This is a genomic window from Pedobacter cryophilus, from assembly GCF_005116455.1.
GTDB classification, from domain to species: Bacteria; Bacteroidota; Bacteroidia; order Sphingobacteriales; family Sphingobacteriaceae; genus Pseudopedobacter; species Pseudopedobacter cryophilum.
Map to the genome: position 1 here is coordinate 1 of NZ_SWBP01000006.1, position 14,230 is coordinate 14,230.

A 14,230-nucleotide genomic window follows, 5' to 3' on the forward strand; every position below is an offset into this window, starting at 1 on the left:
ATGCTACCCGCAATCGCCAAGGCGGAATTTAAACGGTGTACTTTGGTTTGTCTGGCTACTTCTTTGGTTTGAGTCAAATTCACTATTCCAATTGTGTTGGTGTCTTTGCAAAGTTGCTATGCAATGCGACGTAGCAGAGCAATACAGCAGAGCGGCAAAGCAAGGATGGCCTTTGAAAATTTGGAAAGGAAGACCAATAAATCTTTTGTAGAAACTTTATGAAAGCAGTACCCTCAGCAAACCGACGAGTGTTGCATAAACTTTGTTAATCCACTGCCGTTCCCACGGCTTCGGTTTGCGTTTTAAGATTTATTGAGGCTTACTGAACAAATATTCATCAAGCCTTGATTCTTTGGTTACTTTCTCATCAAGGAGAAAGTGACTAGGCTTGTCCCGCCATTAGGGACGGAAAGCCCTTTGAGCGTTTGGGAAATTATCGTCAAAATTGAAATTTAGTATATCAATTCATAATCTCGCCGCTCATTAGCCGCGGAGGCCTAGTCCTTTTCCTTTAGCTGAAAAGGACCAAAAAGCCACCGCTTCGCCATTAGCTACAAAGTTTCTTCTTTAACCTCTTCATCACTACCGCTAATGCCAAGGCGGGATTAGGCGGTGTACTTTGGTTTGTCTGGCTACTTCTGTGGGTGAAGTTAAATTCACTATTCCCATTGAAATGGTGGCTTTGCAATGCCGTTATGCAAAGCGACGTAACAAAGCCGTATAGCAGAGCGACAAAGCAAGGATGGCCTTAAAGGATTTGGAGGGAAAGCCCATAAATCTTTTGCATTGCCATACATTAAGCACAAGCTTTAAAGAATCCGTAGAAGTGTTGTAGAAACTTTATGCCATCACTGCCCTTCCCCACGACTTGGATTGTTGCTTTAAAGATTTGTGGAGCTATCCCGAACAAAGGCTTTTCAGCCTTGATTCTTTGGTTACTTTCTCATCAAGGAGAAAGTGACTAGGCTTAGCCCGCCAATGAGGGCTGGAAAGCCTTGTGGGAAAAGGCAATTACAAATGAACATAAACGCAGGTTCCTCTATGAGAGACCCTGCTTGAACGAAAGAGAAACCTTGCTTGAACATAAAGAGAAAATCATTAAAAATACACCTCATAAGCAACCTTAAAAGTATTACAATGCGCATCAACAATATCTTTAATATCAGGCGAATAGCCCCCACCCATACTTACCTGTACCGGAATATCCTTTTGGAAACAAGCTTCAAAAACTATTTGATCTCTTTGTTTACAGGCCTCTTTAGAAAGAGCTAACTTTCCTAACTTATCAGTTGCTAAAACATCTACTCCTGCTAAGTAAAAAACAAAATCGGGTTTCACTAAATCAAGTAAATAAGGAATTTTTTCTTTAATGATGCTGAGATACTCGTTATCGCCAACACCATCGGGCAAACCAATATCTAAACTAGATTGCTCTTTTCTGAAAGGAAAATTCTTCTCGCCATGTACCGAGAAAGTAAACACCCGAGGTTCATTTTCAAAGATTTGAGCGGTTCCGTTACCTTGATGAACATCTAAATCGATAATTAAAATAGAAGAGGCTAAATTTTTATTTAATAGATAGTTAGCTGCAATAGCTTGATCGTTTAACAAACAAAAACCTTCGCCCCAATTAGAACCCGCATGGTGTGTGCCGCCGGCAATATTAAATGCTACGCCATGCTCAAAAGCATAGTGGCAACCATCAATTGTTCCCTGGGCTATGCGCAATTCTCGCTCTACCAATTGTGCCGAAAGTGGAAATCCTGTCCGCTTTTCTTCTTGATAGCTGAGGTTTAGATTTTTGAGCTTTTCCCAATAGGCTTGCTCATGGGTGAGTAAAACAATTTCTTCTGCCAACATTGCTGGCGAAAAAAAATTAGCATCATTTACCACGCCTTCATGTTTTAACTGCATGGGAATAAGCTCATATTTTAACATCGGAAAACGATGTCCTTCTGGTAAAGGATGAGCGTAAATAGGATCGAAAGCGATTTTAAGCATTAAGAAACCTGTTCTTTCTTATTAGATTTTGTGATTTTGAATAACTCTAAGATGCTAACAACGGCTAATATTCCAATTCCCATCCAACATAATTTAATAAGTGATGCAAATGCTACGGGGTCAATAGCTGTTCTTTTTAGTATAATGCCATACAACGCCCACATCACTACCAAACCAAAAGAGATATTTTTCTTTTTACCGATAATGAATAAAGAAATTAAAGTAACCACAGAAACCAATGCGGTTGCCCACTGTACTTCTGTTAATCCGAAAAGATTAGTTACGCCTATAGAAACTAAATAAAGAGAAATATTTGCCACGTTTGCTACACACAACCAAGCAAAATAAATACTTAAAGGAAACTGTGTAAATAGCTTGTTTTTAAATGATTGTTGCGTGTCCCATAAATTTAATTTGATAAAAACCATCAATAAAGTAATCAATTGGATGATGATTAAAAGCATGGATAAAAGAATGTATTCATACGTAAAAGCAAATACCCAAAAGGTAGTCGCAATGTTGTTGATGATAAATAAATTCCCGATTTTAAGGATGGCCACACTAGCCTCAGCATTTATATCATCCTGGTAAGCTTTAATTAAGTGGTAAATGGTAAACCCAAACAACGAAAGATAAATTACCCCCCAAATGGCAAAAGTGATGCCTGCCGGCGTAAAAACGGTGTCGTACTTATTACTAATATCTGCATTGGTTACGCCTCCAAATATTTTTAACTGACTTAAATTTGAAACCGCAAATGCAATAACAAAGAATATAAAGTTGAGCACTGCTAATTGTTTTACTTTTTTCATTTGATTTAGTTTGCTAGTTGGTTGGTTTGTTGGGTGGTTAGTTTGTTGGGTGGTTAGTTGGTTGGTTTTAACTTTAAACTAATCTCAAGCAAAGCATCGGCGAAAGCAAAAACATCTTTAAAAGTATTATACAATGGTACCGGACTTACCCTAATCACATTGGGCTCTCGCCAATCGCCAATAATTTGTTGTTTAACCAAAGCATCAAAAATAAGTTTACCATCTTGTTTGCAAATTAAAGAAAGTTGGCAACCTCGTTCTTCTGGATTTTTAGGGGTAATGATTTTGAAAAACTCTTCTCCTAAAGCTTCATTTACTTGTTGAATTAAGAACTCTAAAAAGCCTGTAAGCCTGATACTTTTAGCTCGCATATTTGCAAAACCTGCTTTCTCAAAAACTTTTAAGGAAGCTTTGTGGGCAGCCATCATTAAAATTGGACTGGTGCTTACCTGCCAACCCTCTGCTCCTTTTTCGGGCACAAAGCCTTTATCCATTTTAAAGCGTTTATCTAATTGGTAACCCCACCAACCTGCAAACCTTGGCAAATCTGCTTCAAAATGCTTCTCGTGAACAAATATGCCGCTTATGCCACCGGGGCTGCTATTCATGTATTTATAAGAGCACCAGCAAGCAAAATCTACCTCCCAATTATGCAATTGAACTGGGACGTTTCCTGCTGCATGGGCTAAATCAAAACCCACCAGGGCGCCAATATCATGCCCGGCTTTGGTAATGGTTTTCATATCAAAAACCTGCCCGGTGTAATAATTTATCCCACCAAAAAGAATTAAAGCCAGTTCTTTTTTATGCTTATTTATTTTCTCTAAAATATCTTCGGTTCTTAAAGTCTCTTCTCCTGCTCTGGGAAAAACCTCAATAATGGCATCATCGGCATTGTAACCTCTAAATTTTACCTGAGATTCTATAGCATATTGATCTGAAGGAAAAGCGCCTCCTTCCATTAAAATCTTATACTTTTTGCCTTTCGGCTGATAAAAACTCACCATCAGTAAATGTAAATTGATGGTTAAGTTGTTCATGCAGGTCACCTCAATAGGTTTTGCTCCCAAAATTGGCGCCAGCAAATCACTAATTTCATGATGATAGGCTAACCAAGGTTGTTCGCCATCAAACCAACCTTCTACGCCGTATTTTTCCCAATAATCTAATTGCTCATTAATAAATTGACGGGTGTTTTTAGGTTGTAAACCCAAAGAGTTTCCACACAAATAGGTAATTTCCTTTCCCTCATGTTTAGGGATAAGAAATTCGTTCCTAAAATGTTGGAGTTCATCCTCTTGATCTTGTTGTTGAGCAAAAGCCAAAGTATTGGTAAACTGCATATTTTATTTTTGTTCGCAATTTAATCATCTTAAACAAAAAAGACCATCTTAAAAATGGTCTCTTTTATATTACAGTTTAATTTTTCCGTGTTCACCCTCATGAAACAGCGTTTCAGAAAAAAGAGCTTGTGCAATGTTAAACAGGAAAACCATGGTATTAGAAGAATTGTCCCAATATTCGGCAGAAGTTACATCAGCTTTTAATAGCGCCAACTTTGGATCATCTAAGCCTTTTGGAAACCAAGCTTTTACAATTGGATTAAAAAGCGCTTCCATTTTTGCTTTATCTGTTACTAAGCTTGCTGTAGCTTTTAAAGTGACATAATTACTTTTACCCTCGTTAATAAAACTGATATTGATTTTATTATTTACAGAGATTTCTTTCATTTTTGGCGAATACTCATTTGTAAAAAACCAAATCATGCCGTCGTCATCTATTTGATGATAAGACATTGGACGGGTATGAATACCTTCCTTTTCATTGTAAGTACTTAACATACAAACCTTAGAAGAAGACAACAATTCTCGTAATTTTTCAATTTCTTTTTGCTTTTTCATATCCTTATTATTAAAATTATAAAAGGCTTATTTATAAAAGCCCTTTAGCCTTTACTTACAAAAGCATTGCCAGAAAGGCAAAATCTCCAGGGAATAGAGAAATAGGGTTCGGCACAGCTTAAACCTACTCTGCCTGTTGCTTTAATGTTTTCTGGGGTAATAATTAACCCTTGGTCTTCTATCCAAATTAAATCTCCGGTTAAACGCTCTTTATCAAAAGATTTATTTAAACCTAAGGCTTTGGCTAATGAACCCGGACCTTTTGCTAATCTTTTTAAAGGCACATTTCCTCTTCTTTGCTGCATGGTTTCTATTCCAACCATAGGTTCAAAAGCTCTGATGAGAATAGCATGTGAACTACCAGCCTCACCGGTAACCACATTCAACATATCATGAATACCATAGCAAATGTATAAGTAAGCCACTCCGCCTGCTTCAAACATGGTGGCGTTCTTTGGGGTTTTACGATTATTAAAAGCATGAGAACCGGCATCAAATGGCCCTATATAAGCTTCAGTTTCTACAATCATTCCGCCTGTAAGGTTTCCATCAATTTTAGTGAATACAAATTTCCCTATCAGCTCTTTTGCAATTAATAAGGTATCTTCTCTTAAATAAAAACTTTTAGGTAGTTTCATTGGGATTTGATTTCTATTTAATCTAAAATCTCTTTCACATGCTTTTTAATATTCTTACAAATAGAATCTAAAGGCAAGTCATTAGCATCAGTACCAAAAGGGTTTTCAATTTCCTCGGCTATTAACTCTAAACTGGCAAAAGCATATAAAATAAACACCACCACCGGAATAATATAATAACCTAAGTTAAACACCCAGCCAAAGGGTAAAGTCATCACAAAAAAGAAAATGAATTTCTTAATAAAAAGGCTGTAAGAAAAGGGAATTGGGGTGTTTTTAATACGTTCGCAGGCGCCACAAATATCAGTAAAGGCCATGGCTTCTTCATTTAAAATAAGCAGCTGGTTGGAAGATAGCTTATTTTCTTGGTGAAGCTGATAAAGCTTACTGTAAATACCTGATGCAATTTGATTGGGTAAATGTTTTTCTTTGTGTAAATCTAAAACAGGGTCTATTTCATGGTAATCTTCGTTTTCTCTTAAATGATTTTTTAATGCAAAAGCATAGTTTGGAATCATACGTTCAAAAAACTTTCTATCGGTACTATCAGGTAAAAAGACATGTAATTTAATGGCCAAGTTGCGTGACGAGTTGGTTAAAGCGCCCCATTGCTTACGGCCTTCCCACCACCTGTCATAAGCGGTGTTGGTTCTAAAAACTAATAATAAGGATATTACAAAGCCTAATATGCTATGCATTAAGCTCAAATTTTTAACATGGCTGGTTTCTGCTAATTGCCAATACTCTAATTCTAAATAAGCAATTGCACCAGCGTAAACACTTACTGCCAGCATCAAAGGCATTAATTTTCTAAAGGTATCTGCTTTATGTATTCTAAAAATGAAGGTAAACCATTCTTTGGGGTTGTAATTAATCATATTAATTTGTTGACAGCGGTAATAGACTACTTAAAAGCTTATTGTATTTATTGGCAAAAGTATCAATTGTATTAAAATTTTAAGAGGTTTCATTTATGATTGCATTAATTTCATCAGCCCTGTTTAAAATCATTACATGAGTGCCGCCTTTAATTACTTTACAGTTTTTAATTTTAGAGTACCTAAATACTAGGTCTTTATCTCCTACTATTTGAACTATCTTATTAAATGGCGTAAGCTCATCATCAGACTTCCATTCTAAAATTGCTGCGGCAGCCCAGGGTAAAAAATTATCATCACTTTCATCAATCATTTTAAAAACCAAATGTTGATCTGTCTTATTCATCTTCCCAAAGAAAAAACCTATAATAGGTTTCATATTCTTTAATAAGCTGCCATTTAAAAGATACTTTACCCTTAGCGCTTTAAAAATCTTAAAAACAAAAGGTGCTTCTTTTGATGATTTTAAACTAGAAATTATAAAAACATGAGTCGGATTTATTTTAGAAGATAAAATAGTAGCAAAAATGCCACCTAATGAAACGCCTAGCAAAGAATAAGGTTGGGTTTGATCTATTTGAGGAACAAGCTTTTCGGCATAGGTTTCTAAAGTATCTTTTGCATCGGGTTTAACCCAATGAATAAATTTTAAATCATAATTATTGGGATGCAGGTTTCTAAACAAGCGTTCATCAGCTCCTAAACCTGCTATACAATATAAATTAGGCATTAAAAGGAAATCAAATTGATGATCTCTTCTAAACCTTTTTGATCAGTCTCGTCAAAATGAGCTAATAATTCACTATCCACATCAAAAACGCCTATCACTATTCCGTCTTTAATTAAAGGAATCACTATTTCTGATTTAGAAAGGCTGCTACAAGCAATATGCCCCGGAAAAAGATCTACATCAGCAACAATTAATGTTTTTGCCTGCTCCCAGGCATTTCCGCAAACGCCTTTACCTTTTTTAATTCGGGTACAAGCCACCGGACCTTGAAAAGGCCCTAAAACCAATTCATTTTGCTTTACCAAATAAAACCCAACCCAAAACCAGCCAAATTGCTCTTTTAAAGCGGCGCAAACATTAGCCATGTTAGCTATACTATCTGTTTCGCCATATAAAAGCCCTTTTATTTGTGGGATAATAGATTCATATTGAGCAAGCTTGCTGCCTTTAGTGATTGTTAAATCTTCTGCCATGTGGTAAAATTACAACAACATCTTAAATATTGATTCAAAAATAAATGTCTAACCTATTTATTACATTCAATCTATCAAGTATTTTTTATCTTAGAAATCTAAAATAATTGTATGAAAAAGACAACTCTACTCCTTTTTATTGGTATTTTCTTCCAAACCGTTTCCATTTTTGCTCAAAACATTGAAAACAAGACCAAGGGATTTAAAAAATATCCGGGTTATTTTAATTTCTATTGGGATGAGAGCGCTGGTAAAATATATTTAGAGGTAGATAAGTTTGATCAAGAGTTTTTATACGTAAGTTCTTTGCCTTATGGTGTTGGCTCTAATGATTTAGGCTTAGATAGAGGGCAAATTGGCGAAACTAAAATCTTAAAGTTTATTAAAATTGGACCTAAAATACTATTGCAACAACCCAATTATGATTATAGAGCGATTAGTGATAATGCAGAAGAAAAAAAATCTGTGGAACAAGCTTTTGCAAGTTCGGTAATTTGGGGCTTTAAAGCCGAAGCCGAGCAAGATCAAAAAGTATTGATTGATATGACTCCTTTTTTAATGAGGGATGTTCATAAAATAAGCGATAAGCTGGGCAGCATGGGTCAGGGAAGTTACAAGGCAGATGATACCCGATCAGCCATTTATCTTCCAAACACTAAAAATTTTCCAAAAAATACAGAGTTCGAATCTATTATTACCTTAACGGGAACTGCCAAAGGGCGAGAGATAAATTCGGTTACACCAGATGCAGATGCGGTTACCGTACATACCCATCAATCTTTTGTTGAATTACCTGATGCAAATTATCAGCCTAGAAAATTTGATCCAAGAGCAGGTTTTTACGCAGCTGATTATATGGATTTTGCTACTCCAATAGATCAATCTATTGTAAAGCGTTACATCAGAAGACATCGTTTAGCTAAAAAAGACCCATCGGCAGCTATTAGCGAAGCCGTAAAACCCATTATTTATTATTTAGACAGAGGAGCGCCAGAACCTGTAAAATCTGCTTTAATGGATGGCGCAGCATGGTGGAACCAAGCTTTTGAAGCTGCAGGTTATAAAAATGCGTTTCAAATTAAGCTTTTGCCCGAAGATGCCGACCCTATGGATGTGAGATATAATTTAGTACAATGGGTGCATCGTTCTACCAGAGGATGGTCTTATGGCGCTTCCATTGCTGATCCTCGTACCGGAGAAATTATTAAAGGACAAGTTTCTTTGGGTTCATTAAGGGTTCGTCAGGATTTTTTAATTGCCCAGGGTTTGCTTTTGCCTTACGGCGATGATAAAACTGTGAGTGATGAAATGATGAAAATGTCTTTGGCTCGTATTCGCCAGTTGGCAGCGCATGAAATTGGGCATACCCTTGGCATATATCACAATTATGCGGCGAGCACCAAAAATCTTTCTTCGGTAATGGATTATCCTTTTCCGCATATAGAAATGGATGCCAAAGGGAAAGTAGATTTATCAAAAGCTTATGATGATAAAATTGGCGAATGGGATAAAAGAGCCATTATATACGGTTATCAGGATTTCCCAAAAGGAACAAATGAAAGTGAAGCTTTAGATAATATTATTAAAGAAACATTAAAACAAGGCTTTTTATTTATTTCTGATGCTGATTCCAGAGCCGAAGGTAGCGCTCATCCTTTAGCACATTTATGGGATGATGGAGCTGATGCCACCTCACAATTAGAGAATTTATTAAGATACAGAAAGGTTTTATTGAACAAGTTTTCAGAAAATGCGATACCAAACGGTACTCCTATGGCTACCATAGAAGAAGTTTTGGTGCCTATTTATCTTTTACACCGTTACCAAATTGAAGCTACTTCTAAAGTTGTTGGCGGTTTAAACTATTCTTATGCCTTAAAAGGCGATGGACAAATGGTAACAGAAATGATTGATCCGGCGGTTCAGCTTAAAGCTTTTAAAACCTTATTAAACACTTTAACACCAGATGCTTTAGCCTTGCCAGAAGATTTAATTAGCAAAATTCCACCCAGACCAGTAGGTTACCCAAGATCAAGAGAAACTTTTAAATCTGCAACCGGACTTACTTTTGATCCTTTGGCTGCCGCCGAATCTTTAACCAATACCACGTTAAAATTCATGCTAAATCCAGAAAGGGCAGAAAGAACTATCCAACACCATGCAAGAGATAAAAATCAACCTGCATTTGAAGATTTGTTGAAAGAGCTTGTAAAGCAAAATATCACAAACAGAGCAGATACTAAGGAAGATTTTAATAGTGAGATCTCTAGAATGGTAGCCATTTCTACTTATAAACAACTATTAGGCTTAGTAGCTACACCAAGAGTGCCTGATAATGTAAAAGGTAAAGTGCTGTTTGCTATTAATACCATTAAAAATTATACCCGAATGCAACTTGATGGCTTTTTACCCGATTATGAAAGGTCTCTTTATTTACAAATGAATGCCATAACACAACAATATGAGCAACATCCAGAAACGTTTAAAATAGCCGAACCTTTACCAATGCCTGATGGCCCACCAATTGGTGATGATATTTTTGATTTCTAATTTGTAAGGATTATTAAATATGGCCGACAATACAGAGAAAATGCTTTTAAATCCGGAGTTGTGGGTAAAGAATTATGCAGATAGCTTATTCTCTTTTGCTTTAAAACGAGTAAATAATGAGGAAGTAGCTCAAGATTTGGTACAGGAAACCTTTTTAGGTGCATTAAAATCGAGAAATAACTTTGATGGAAAGAGCTCAGAAAAAACATGGTTAATTGCTATTCTTAAGTTTAAGATTATTGATCATTATCGATTAAAGAGTAAAAAACAAACTAGTTCTCTTCATCAATCTGATGGTGAAGAGATTGAAAATCATTATTTTGAACCAAAAGATGGCCATTTTATTCCTCAACCATCACTTATTCAAAGTTTTGCTAACAGTGATGACGAATTGTTAAAAAGAGAATTTTATAAAACACTAGAAAACTGTTTAAAAAAATTACCCAGCAAATTGGCTATTGTTTTTAAATTAAAAATGCTTTTGGAAGAAGATGCTGATGTCATATGTGAAACTTTAAACATAACTAATACAAATTATTGGGTGATTTTACATAGAGCAAAGCTTCAATTAAGAGATTGTATGACTAATTTAAGATAGAAATGATAAAATTAAAAATACTATATAATTGTTTAGCTGCTACTAGGTTAGTATCTAAAGGACAACACAAACAATTAAACATTAAAGACTCACTAAGTTTAAAATTTCACTTAGCATTTTGTAAATGCTGCCAATCCTTTCAAGCTGATTTAGACTTTGTAAAAGAAAATTTGATGGAAATGGATGAGCATGGCGAAAAATACTTTTTAAATGAAGCATACAAAAAAGAGCTTCAAAAAATAGTTTTAACAGAAATCAATAAATAAGAATAATTCCACCTTAATCTATCCACAATCTGCTACTTATCAACGTAGTGAAGGGCTTGTGCTTAATTTTTCGGAAATTAGCTGCACATGATTGTTTCATTAACCATTGTAAGGTATCCTAAAAAATTTATTCCATTTGCTTTTTTGGCAATGGCCCTGCATCGTTTCCCTTTAATGCTCACTAAAGCTTGCTCTTTTTGGAAGCTTTTAGGTTGCGGCAAAAACGGAACCTTTGATATTAATCCTGATTATCAGCAATGGGGCTTAATGGCCGTTTGGGATGATGAAGAAAGCTTTAGGAAATTCCAATCCACCTCTTTTATAGCCAAATGGTGGAAAGCTTTGTGTGAGGAGCAATGGACAGTTTTATTAGAACCTACCGAAGCACATGGTAAATGGAGCGGCAAAGAACCCTTTGGGCATCCTAAAATTAAAGGTCATGAAGGAAGGGTTGGCGTATTAACCAGAGCCACTATTAGACCCACTAAACTCAAAAACTTCTGGAAAAACGTACCAAAAGTATCAGCCATTATGGGCGATGCTAAAGGCTTTATCACCTCCGTTGGAATTGGCGAAGCTCCATTTTTTATGCAAGCCACCTTCTCTGTTTGGGATAGTTTAGAAGATGTAAAACAATTTGCTTATCGCGATGCAGCACATGCCGAAGTGATAAAGTTGACACGCAAAGAAGATTGGTACAGCGAAGAACTTTTTGCCCGTTTCAAAATCCTAAAAAGCGAAGGAACTTTAATGGGAATTGACCCGATATTATAGTGGTTGAAGAGGAAGGAACAAAGAGTAAAGAGTAAAGAGTAAGGAATAAAGAGTAAAACACGAGATAAGAATCATCAAATTTTCAAATCATCAAATCTTCAAATCATTATTTTCTAATCAAAAAACCTTATGAGAGTAGTTGCAGAATTGCCACATCCCGATTGTAAAATTTCTATTTTTTCTATGAATATGAAGTACCTTATTAAGTTTGAACAAGGCACTTTAGAGCAAACTTATAAGCTCTCAGAAATGGATGTTTTAAACGGAATTGATGGCGTGTTTGAAATCCTGGATGAAGCATTTATTGCTGCGGTTGTGGAGCGTTTTGCTGGGATGAGAAAGGATTTTATAGAAGCTTATAAACGTTACAATTAATGTTTTATATAATATTTACAAAACTCTATAATATAGTTAGTTATATAACAAAATTGAGTTAAACAGAATATTATTTGGTAATCAAACCAATTCCACATAGCTTTTTGATCTATAAATAAATAAAAACTAAAAACAAACTTCATAACTTATTGATATACATAAATATAATAAGTAGCACAAAATATAATTCTGAAGTTCAAAAACACCAAATATATGCTCAAATCTTATCAAATTACACCTACCTACACTCCTCTTAAAAAAGATTTAGAACATAAAATAAACTTTAAAACCAAGCCTATTGGAGCCCTTGGAAAGCTGGAAAATTTGGCCATTCAAATCGGATTAATTCAGAACACTTTAAGTCCTAAAATCTCCTATCCTACATTGGTGGTTTTTGCCGGAGACCATGGAATTGTTGCCGAAGGCGTAAGCCCTTATCCTCAAGAAGTAACTTGGCAAATGGTGATGAATTTTGTTTCGGGTGGAGCCGCCATTAATGTATTTGCTAAGCAAAACGGTTGGGATATTTTAGTAGTAGATGCAGGGGTAAATTACACCTTCCCAACAAGCCTTCCCATCAAAAATTTGAAGATTAATTTTGGGACAAAAAACTTTTTGAATGAGCCGGCAATGAGTGATGAAGAAGTTGATAAAGCCGTTAAAACTGGGGCAGATTTAGTAAATCAAATTCACCAAAAAGGAAGTAATTGTATTGCCTTTGGAGAGATGGGAATTGGCAATACTTCTGCTGCGGCTATCATCATGAGTAAGATTACCAACATCCCAATAAATGAATGCGCAGGTAAAGGAACCGGTTTAGATGATGAAGGTTTAAAAAACAAAATCGAGATTCTTTCAAAAGCTACGGCTTATCATCATACTACAACTCCTTTAGCTATTCTAAAAACTTACGGAGGGTTTGAAATTGCCATGATTTGTGGAGCGATGTTAAAAGCTGCCGAGTTAAAAATGATTATTGTGGTTGATGGCTTTATCGTTACTTCTGCCCTGTTAGTTGTTCATGCTTTACATCCTCAGGTAATAAACTATTGTGTTTTTGCTCATCAATCTGATGAAAATGGGCATCGCAAAATGCTTAATTACCTCAATGCTGATCCACTTTTAAATTTAGGAATGCGATTAGGTGAAGGAACTGGAGCTGCTTTAGCTCTCCCTTTAATACAAGCATCTGTTAATTTTTTAAATGAAATGGCTAGTTTTGAATCTGCCGGGGTTTCCGAGAGTCGATAGTCGGAAGTCCGCTGTCCGCAGTGCTTATATTGAGTAAAAAGAGTCGGCTGTCCGCTGTCCGCAGTACTTATATTGGGTAAAAAAAATTAGTCCGCTGTCTGCCATAATTATTAACATGTATGCAAAGCCTAACCAACTAAAAACTAACAACCCACAACTGAATGAAAAAAGAAATACGAATATTTTACACCGCAGTGATGTTTTTTACAAGAATTCCTTGTCCATCCTTTACAGATCATGATCCCGAATATTTAAACCGTTCTTCTAAATACTTCACTTTAGTGGGAATGTTATTGGGCGCTTTGTGTGGGTTATCTTTCTGGCTGGCTGTACAGGTATTTTCTCCGCCTATAGCGCTCTTATTAAGTTTTGCGGTTTCACTTTTATTAACTGGCGCTTTTCATGAAGATGGCTTGGCTGATGTTTGCGATGGTTTTGGTGGTGGCTGGACAAAGCTAAAAATCCTCGACATTATGAAAGATTCTAGAGTGGGAACTTATGGATTAGTTGGCTTAGGGTTAGTTTTAGCTATAAAATTTGCCGCTTTGAGTGAAATGTCTGTAGAAATGATGATTCCGGTTTTAATTAGCGGCCATGCCATTAGCCGTTTAACTTCTGTAAGTTTAATTTATACTGATGAATACGCCCGAGAAGATTTGCTAAGTAAATCAAAACCCTTGGCCACAAAAATGAGTCACCAAGATTATTTAATAGCTTGTGTTTTTGGATTAAGTCCTTTATTGCTCATGCGTAATTATTGGATTTTCTTGGTGATTTTTCCTTTAATTTTAACCAAACTTTACTTTAGCAGATATTTTAACAAATGGATTGGCGGCTACACCGGCGATTGTTTAGGCACCGTACAACAAATATCAGAAGTGGTTTATTATTTAAGTGTAATTCTTATTTTTAAATACTTGGTTTGTTAAGGAAAGGATTAAAGAACAAGGAGTAAAGAGTAAAGAACGCATTTACAAGAAATC

General features: G+C 35.8%; 15 protein-coding genes. 7 read left to right on the forward strand and 8 right to left on the reverse strand.

What is annotated here, in order from left to right; translation table 11 throughout:
- Positions 1-1,098 precede the first annotated feature (1,098 nt).
- The 8 genes from FA046_RS14525 to FA046_RS14560 all read right to left on the reverse strand — a co-directional run bounded on the left by FA046_RS14525 (position 1,099) and on the right by FA046_RS14560 (position 7,433).
- Positions 1,099-2,001: a histone deacetylase family protein gene (locus FA046_RS14525; RefSeq protein ID WP_136827266.1), complete on the reverse strand. Its 903-nt coding sequence runs from the start codon at positions 1,999-2,001 to the stop codon at positions 1,099-1,101.
- Positions 2,001-2,813 carry a hypothetical protein gene (locus FA046_RS14530; RefSeq protein ID WP_136827267.1) on the reverse strand — a complete coding sequence of 271 codons (813 nt, stop codon included), beginning with the start codon at positions 2,811-2,813 and terminating at the stop codon, positions 2,001-2,003. Before FA046_RS14530 ends, FA046_RS14525 begins: the two co-directional genes overlap by 1 nt.
- Before the next feature lie 53 nt (positions 2,814-2,866).
- Positions 2,867-4,156, reverse strand: a complete 1,290-nt coding sequence (kynU, locus tag FA046_RS14535) for a kynureninase (RefSeq protein WP_136827268.1) — start codon at positions 4,154-4,156, stop codon at positions 2,867-2,869.
- A 69-nt stretch (positions 4,157-4,225) separates the two neighbouring features.
- Positions 4,226-4,714, reverse strand: a complete 489-nt coding sequence (locus tag FA046_RS14540; RefSeq protein WP_136827269.1) for a pyridoxamine 5'-phosphate oxidase family protein — start codon at positions 4,712-4,714, stop codon at positions 4,226-4,228.
- Between the two features lie 44 nt (positions 4,715-4,758).
- Positions 4,759-5,352, reverse strand: a complete 594-nt coding sequence (locus FA046_RS14545) for a DNA-3-methyladenine glycosylase (protein ID WP_136827270.1) — start codon at positions 5,350-5,352, stop codon at positions 4,759-4,761.
- A gap of 17 nt (positions 5,353-5,369) precedes the next feature.
- Complete coding sequence (locus FA046_RS14550; RefSeq protein WP_136827271.1) at positions 5,370-6,230, reverse strand: bestrophin family protein; 861 nt, start codon at positions 6,228-6,230, stop codon at positions 5,370-5,372.
- Between the two features lie 79 nt (positions 6,231-6,309).
- On the reverse strand, positions 6,310-6,960 hold the full coding sequence (locus FA046_RS14555) for an alpha/beta hydrolase (protein WP_136827272.1): 651 nt from the start codon (positions 6,958-6,960) through the stop codon (positions 6,310-6,312).
- Complete coding sequence (locus tag FA046_RS14560; protein ID WP_136827273.1) at positions 6,960-7,433, reverse strand: GAF domain-containing protein; 474 nt, start codon at positions 7,431-7,433, stop codon at positions 6,960-6,962. The genes FA046_RS14555 and FA046_RS14560 overlap by 1 nt, the downstream gene beginning before the upstream one ends.
- A 111-nt stretch (positions 7,434-7,544) precedes the next feature.
- Between FA046_RS14560 and FA046_RS14565 the strand changes: the two genes are divergently transcribed.
- The 7 genes from FA046_RS14565 to FA046_RS14595 all read left to right on the forward strand — a co-directional run bounded on the left by FA046_RS14565 (position 7,545) and on the right by FA046_RS14595 (position 14,176).
- Positions 7,545-9,983 (forward strand): zinc-dependent metalloprotease, encoded by a 2,439-nt coding sequence (locus FA046_RS14565; protein ID WP_136827274.1) that lies wholly within the window; start codon positions 7,545-7,547, stop codon positions 9,981-9,983.
- A 19-nt stretch (positions 9,984-10,002) separates the two neighbouring features.
- On the forward strand, positions 10,003-10,581 hold the full coding sequence (locus FA046_RS14570; RefSeq protein ID WP_136827275.1) for a sigma-70 family RNA polymerase sigma factor: 579 nt from the start codon (positions 10,003-10,005) through the stop codon (positions 10,579-10,581).
- 2 nt (positions 10,582-10,583) lie between these two features.
- Positions 10,584-10,847 (forward strand): hypothetical protein, encoded by a 264-nt coding sequence (locus tag FA046_RS14575; protein ID WP_136827276.1) that lies wholly within the window; start codon positions 10,584-10,586, stop codon positions 10,845-10,847.
- An 87-nt stretch (positions 10,848-10,934) separates the two neighbouring features.
- Positions 10,935-11,621: a DUF3291 domain-containing protein gene (locus FA046_RS14580; RefSeq protein ID WP_136827277.1), complete on the forward strand. Its 687-nt coding sequence runs from the start codon at positions 10,935-10,937 to the stop codon at positions 11,619-11,621.
- Between the two features lie 129 nt (positions 11,622-11,750).
- A complete protein-coding gene (locus FA046_RS14585) occupies positions 11,751-11,996 on the forward strand; it encodes a hypothetical protein (protein WP_136827278.1) in 246 nt (81 codons plus the stop codon).
- A gap of 213 nt (positions 11,997-12,209) precedes the next feature.
- Positions 12,210-13,247 (forward strand): nicotinate-nucleotide--dimethylbenzimidazole phosphoribosyltransferase, encoded by a 1,038-nt coding sequence (gene cobT / locus FA046_RS14590; RefSeq protein WP_136827279.1) that lies wholly within the window; start codon positions 12,210-12,212, stop codon positions 13,245-13,247.
- Between the two features lie 161 nt (positions 13,248-13,408).
- Complete coding sequence (locus tag FA046_RS14595; RefSeq protein ID WP_136827280.1) at positions 13,409-14,176, forward strand: adenosylcobinamide-GDP ribazoletransferase; 768 nt, start codon at positions 13,409-13,411, stop codon at positions 14,174-14,176.
- The last annotated feature ends 54 nt before the right edge of the window (positions 14,177-14,230 follow it).

Coding starts and splice junctions, on each gene's coding strand:
- FA046_RS14550 (WP_136827271.1), bottom strand. CDS start 6,230: ATGATTAATTACAACCCCAAAGAATGGTTTACCTTCATTTTTAGAATA.
- kynU (WP_136827268.1), bottom strand. CDS start 4,156: ATGCAGTTTACCAATACTTTGGCTTTTGCTCAACAACAAGATCAAGAG.
- FA046_RS14540 (WP_136827269.1), bottom strand. CDS start 4,714: ATGAAAAAGCAAAAAGAAATTGAAAAATTACGAGAATTGTTGTCTTCT.
- FA046_RS14575 (WP_136827276.1), top strand. CDS start 10,584: ATGATAAAATTAAAAATACTATATAATTGTTTAGCTGCTACTAGGTTA.
- FA046_RS14580 (WP_136827277.1), top strand. CDS start 10,935: ATGATTGTTTCATTAACCATTGTAAGGTATCCTAAAAAATTTATTCCA.
- FA046_RS14525 (WP_136827266.1), bottom strand. CDS start 2,001: ATGCTTAAAATCGCTTTCGATCCTATTTACGCTCATCCTTTACCAGAA.
- FA046_RS14585 (WP_136827278.1), top strand. CDS start 11,751: ATGAGAGTAGTTGCAGAATTGCCACATCCCGATTGTAAAATTTCTATT.
- FA046_RS14565 (WP_136827274.1), top strand. CDS start 7,545: ATGAAAAAGACAACTCTACTCCTTTTTATTGGTATTTTCTTCCAAACC.
- cobT (WP_136827279.1), top strand. CDS start 12,210: ATGCTCAAATCTTATCAAATTACACCTACCTACACTCCTCTTAAAAAA.
- FA046_RS14555 (WP_136827272.1), bottom strand. CDS start 6,960: ATGCCTAATTTATATTGTATAGCAGGTTTAGGAGCTGATGAACGCTTG.
- FA046_RS14570 (WP_136827275.1), top strand. CDS start 10,003: ATGGCCGACAATACAGAGAAAATGCTTTTAAATCCGGAGTTGTGGGTA.
- FA046_RS14560 (WP_136827273.1), bottom strand. CDS start 7,433: ATGGCAGAAGATTTAACAATCACTAAAGGCAGCAAGCTTGCTCAATAT.
- FA046_RS14595 (WP_136827280.1), top strand. CDS start 13,409: ATGAAAAAAGAAATACGAATATTTTACACCGCAGTGATGTTTTTTACA.
- FA046_RS14545 (WP_136827270.1), bottom strand. CDS start 5,352: ATGAAACTACCTAAAAGTTTTTATTTAAGAGAAGATACCTTATTAATT.
- FA046_RS14530 (WP_136827267.1), bottom strand. CDS start 2,813: ATGAAAAAAGTAAAACAATTAGCAGTGCTCAACTTTATATTCTTTGTT.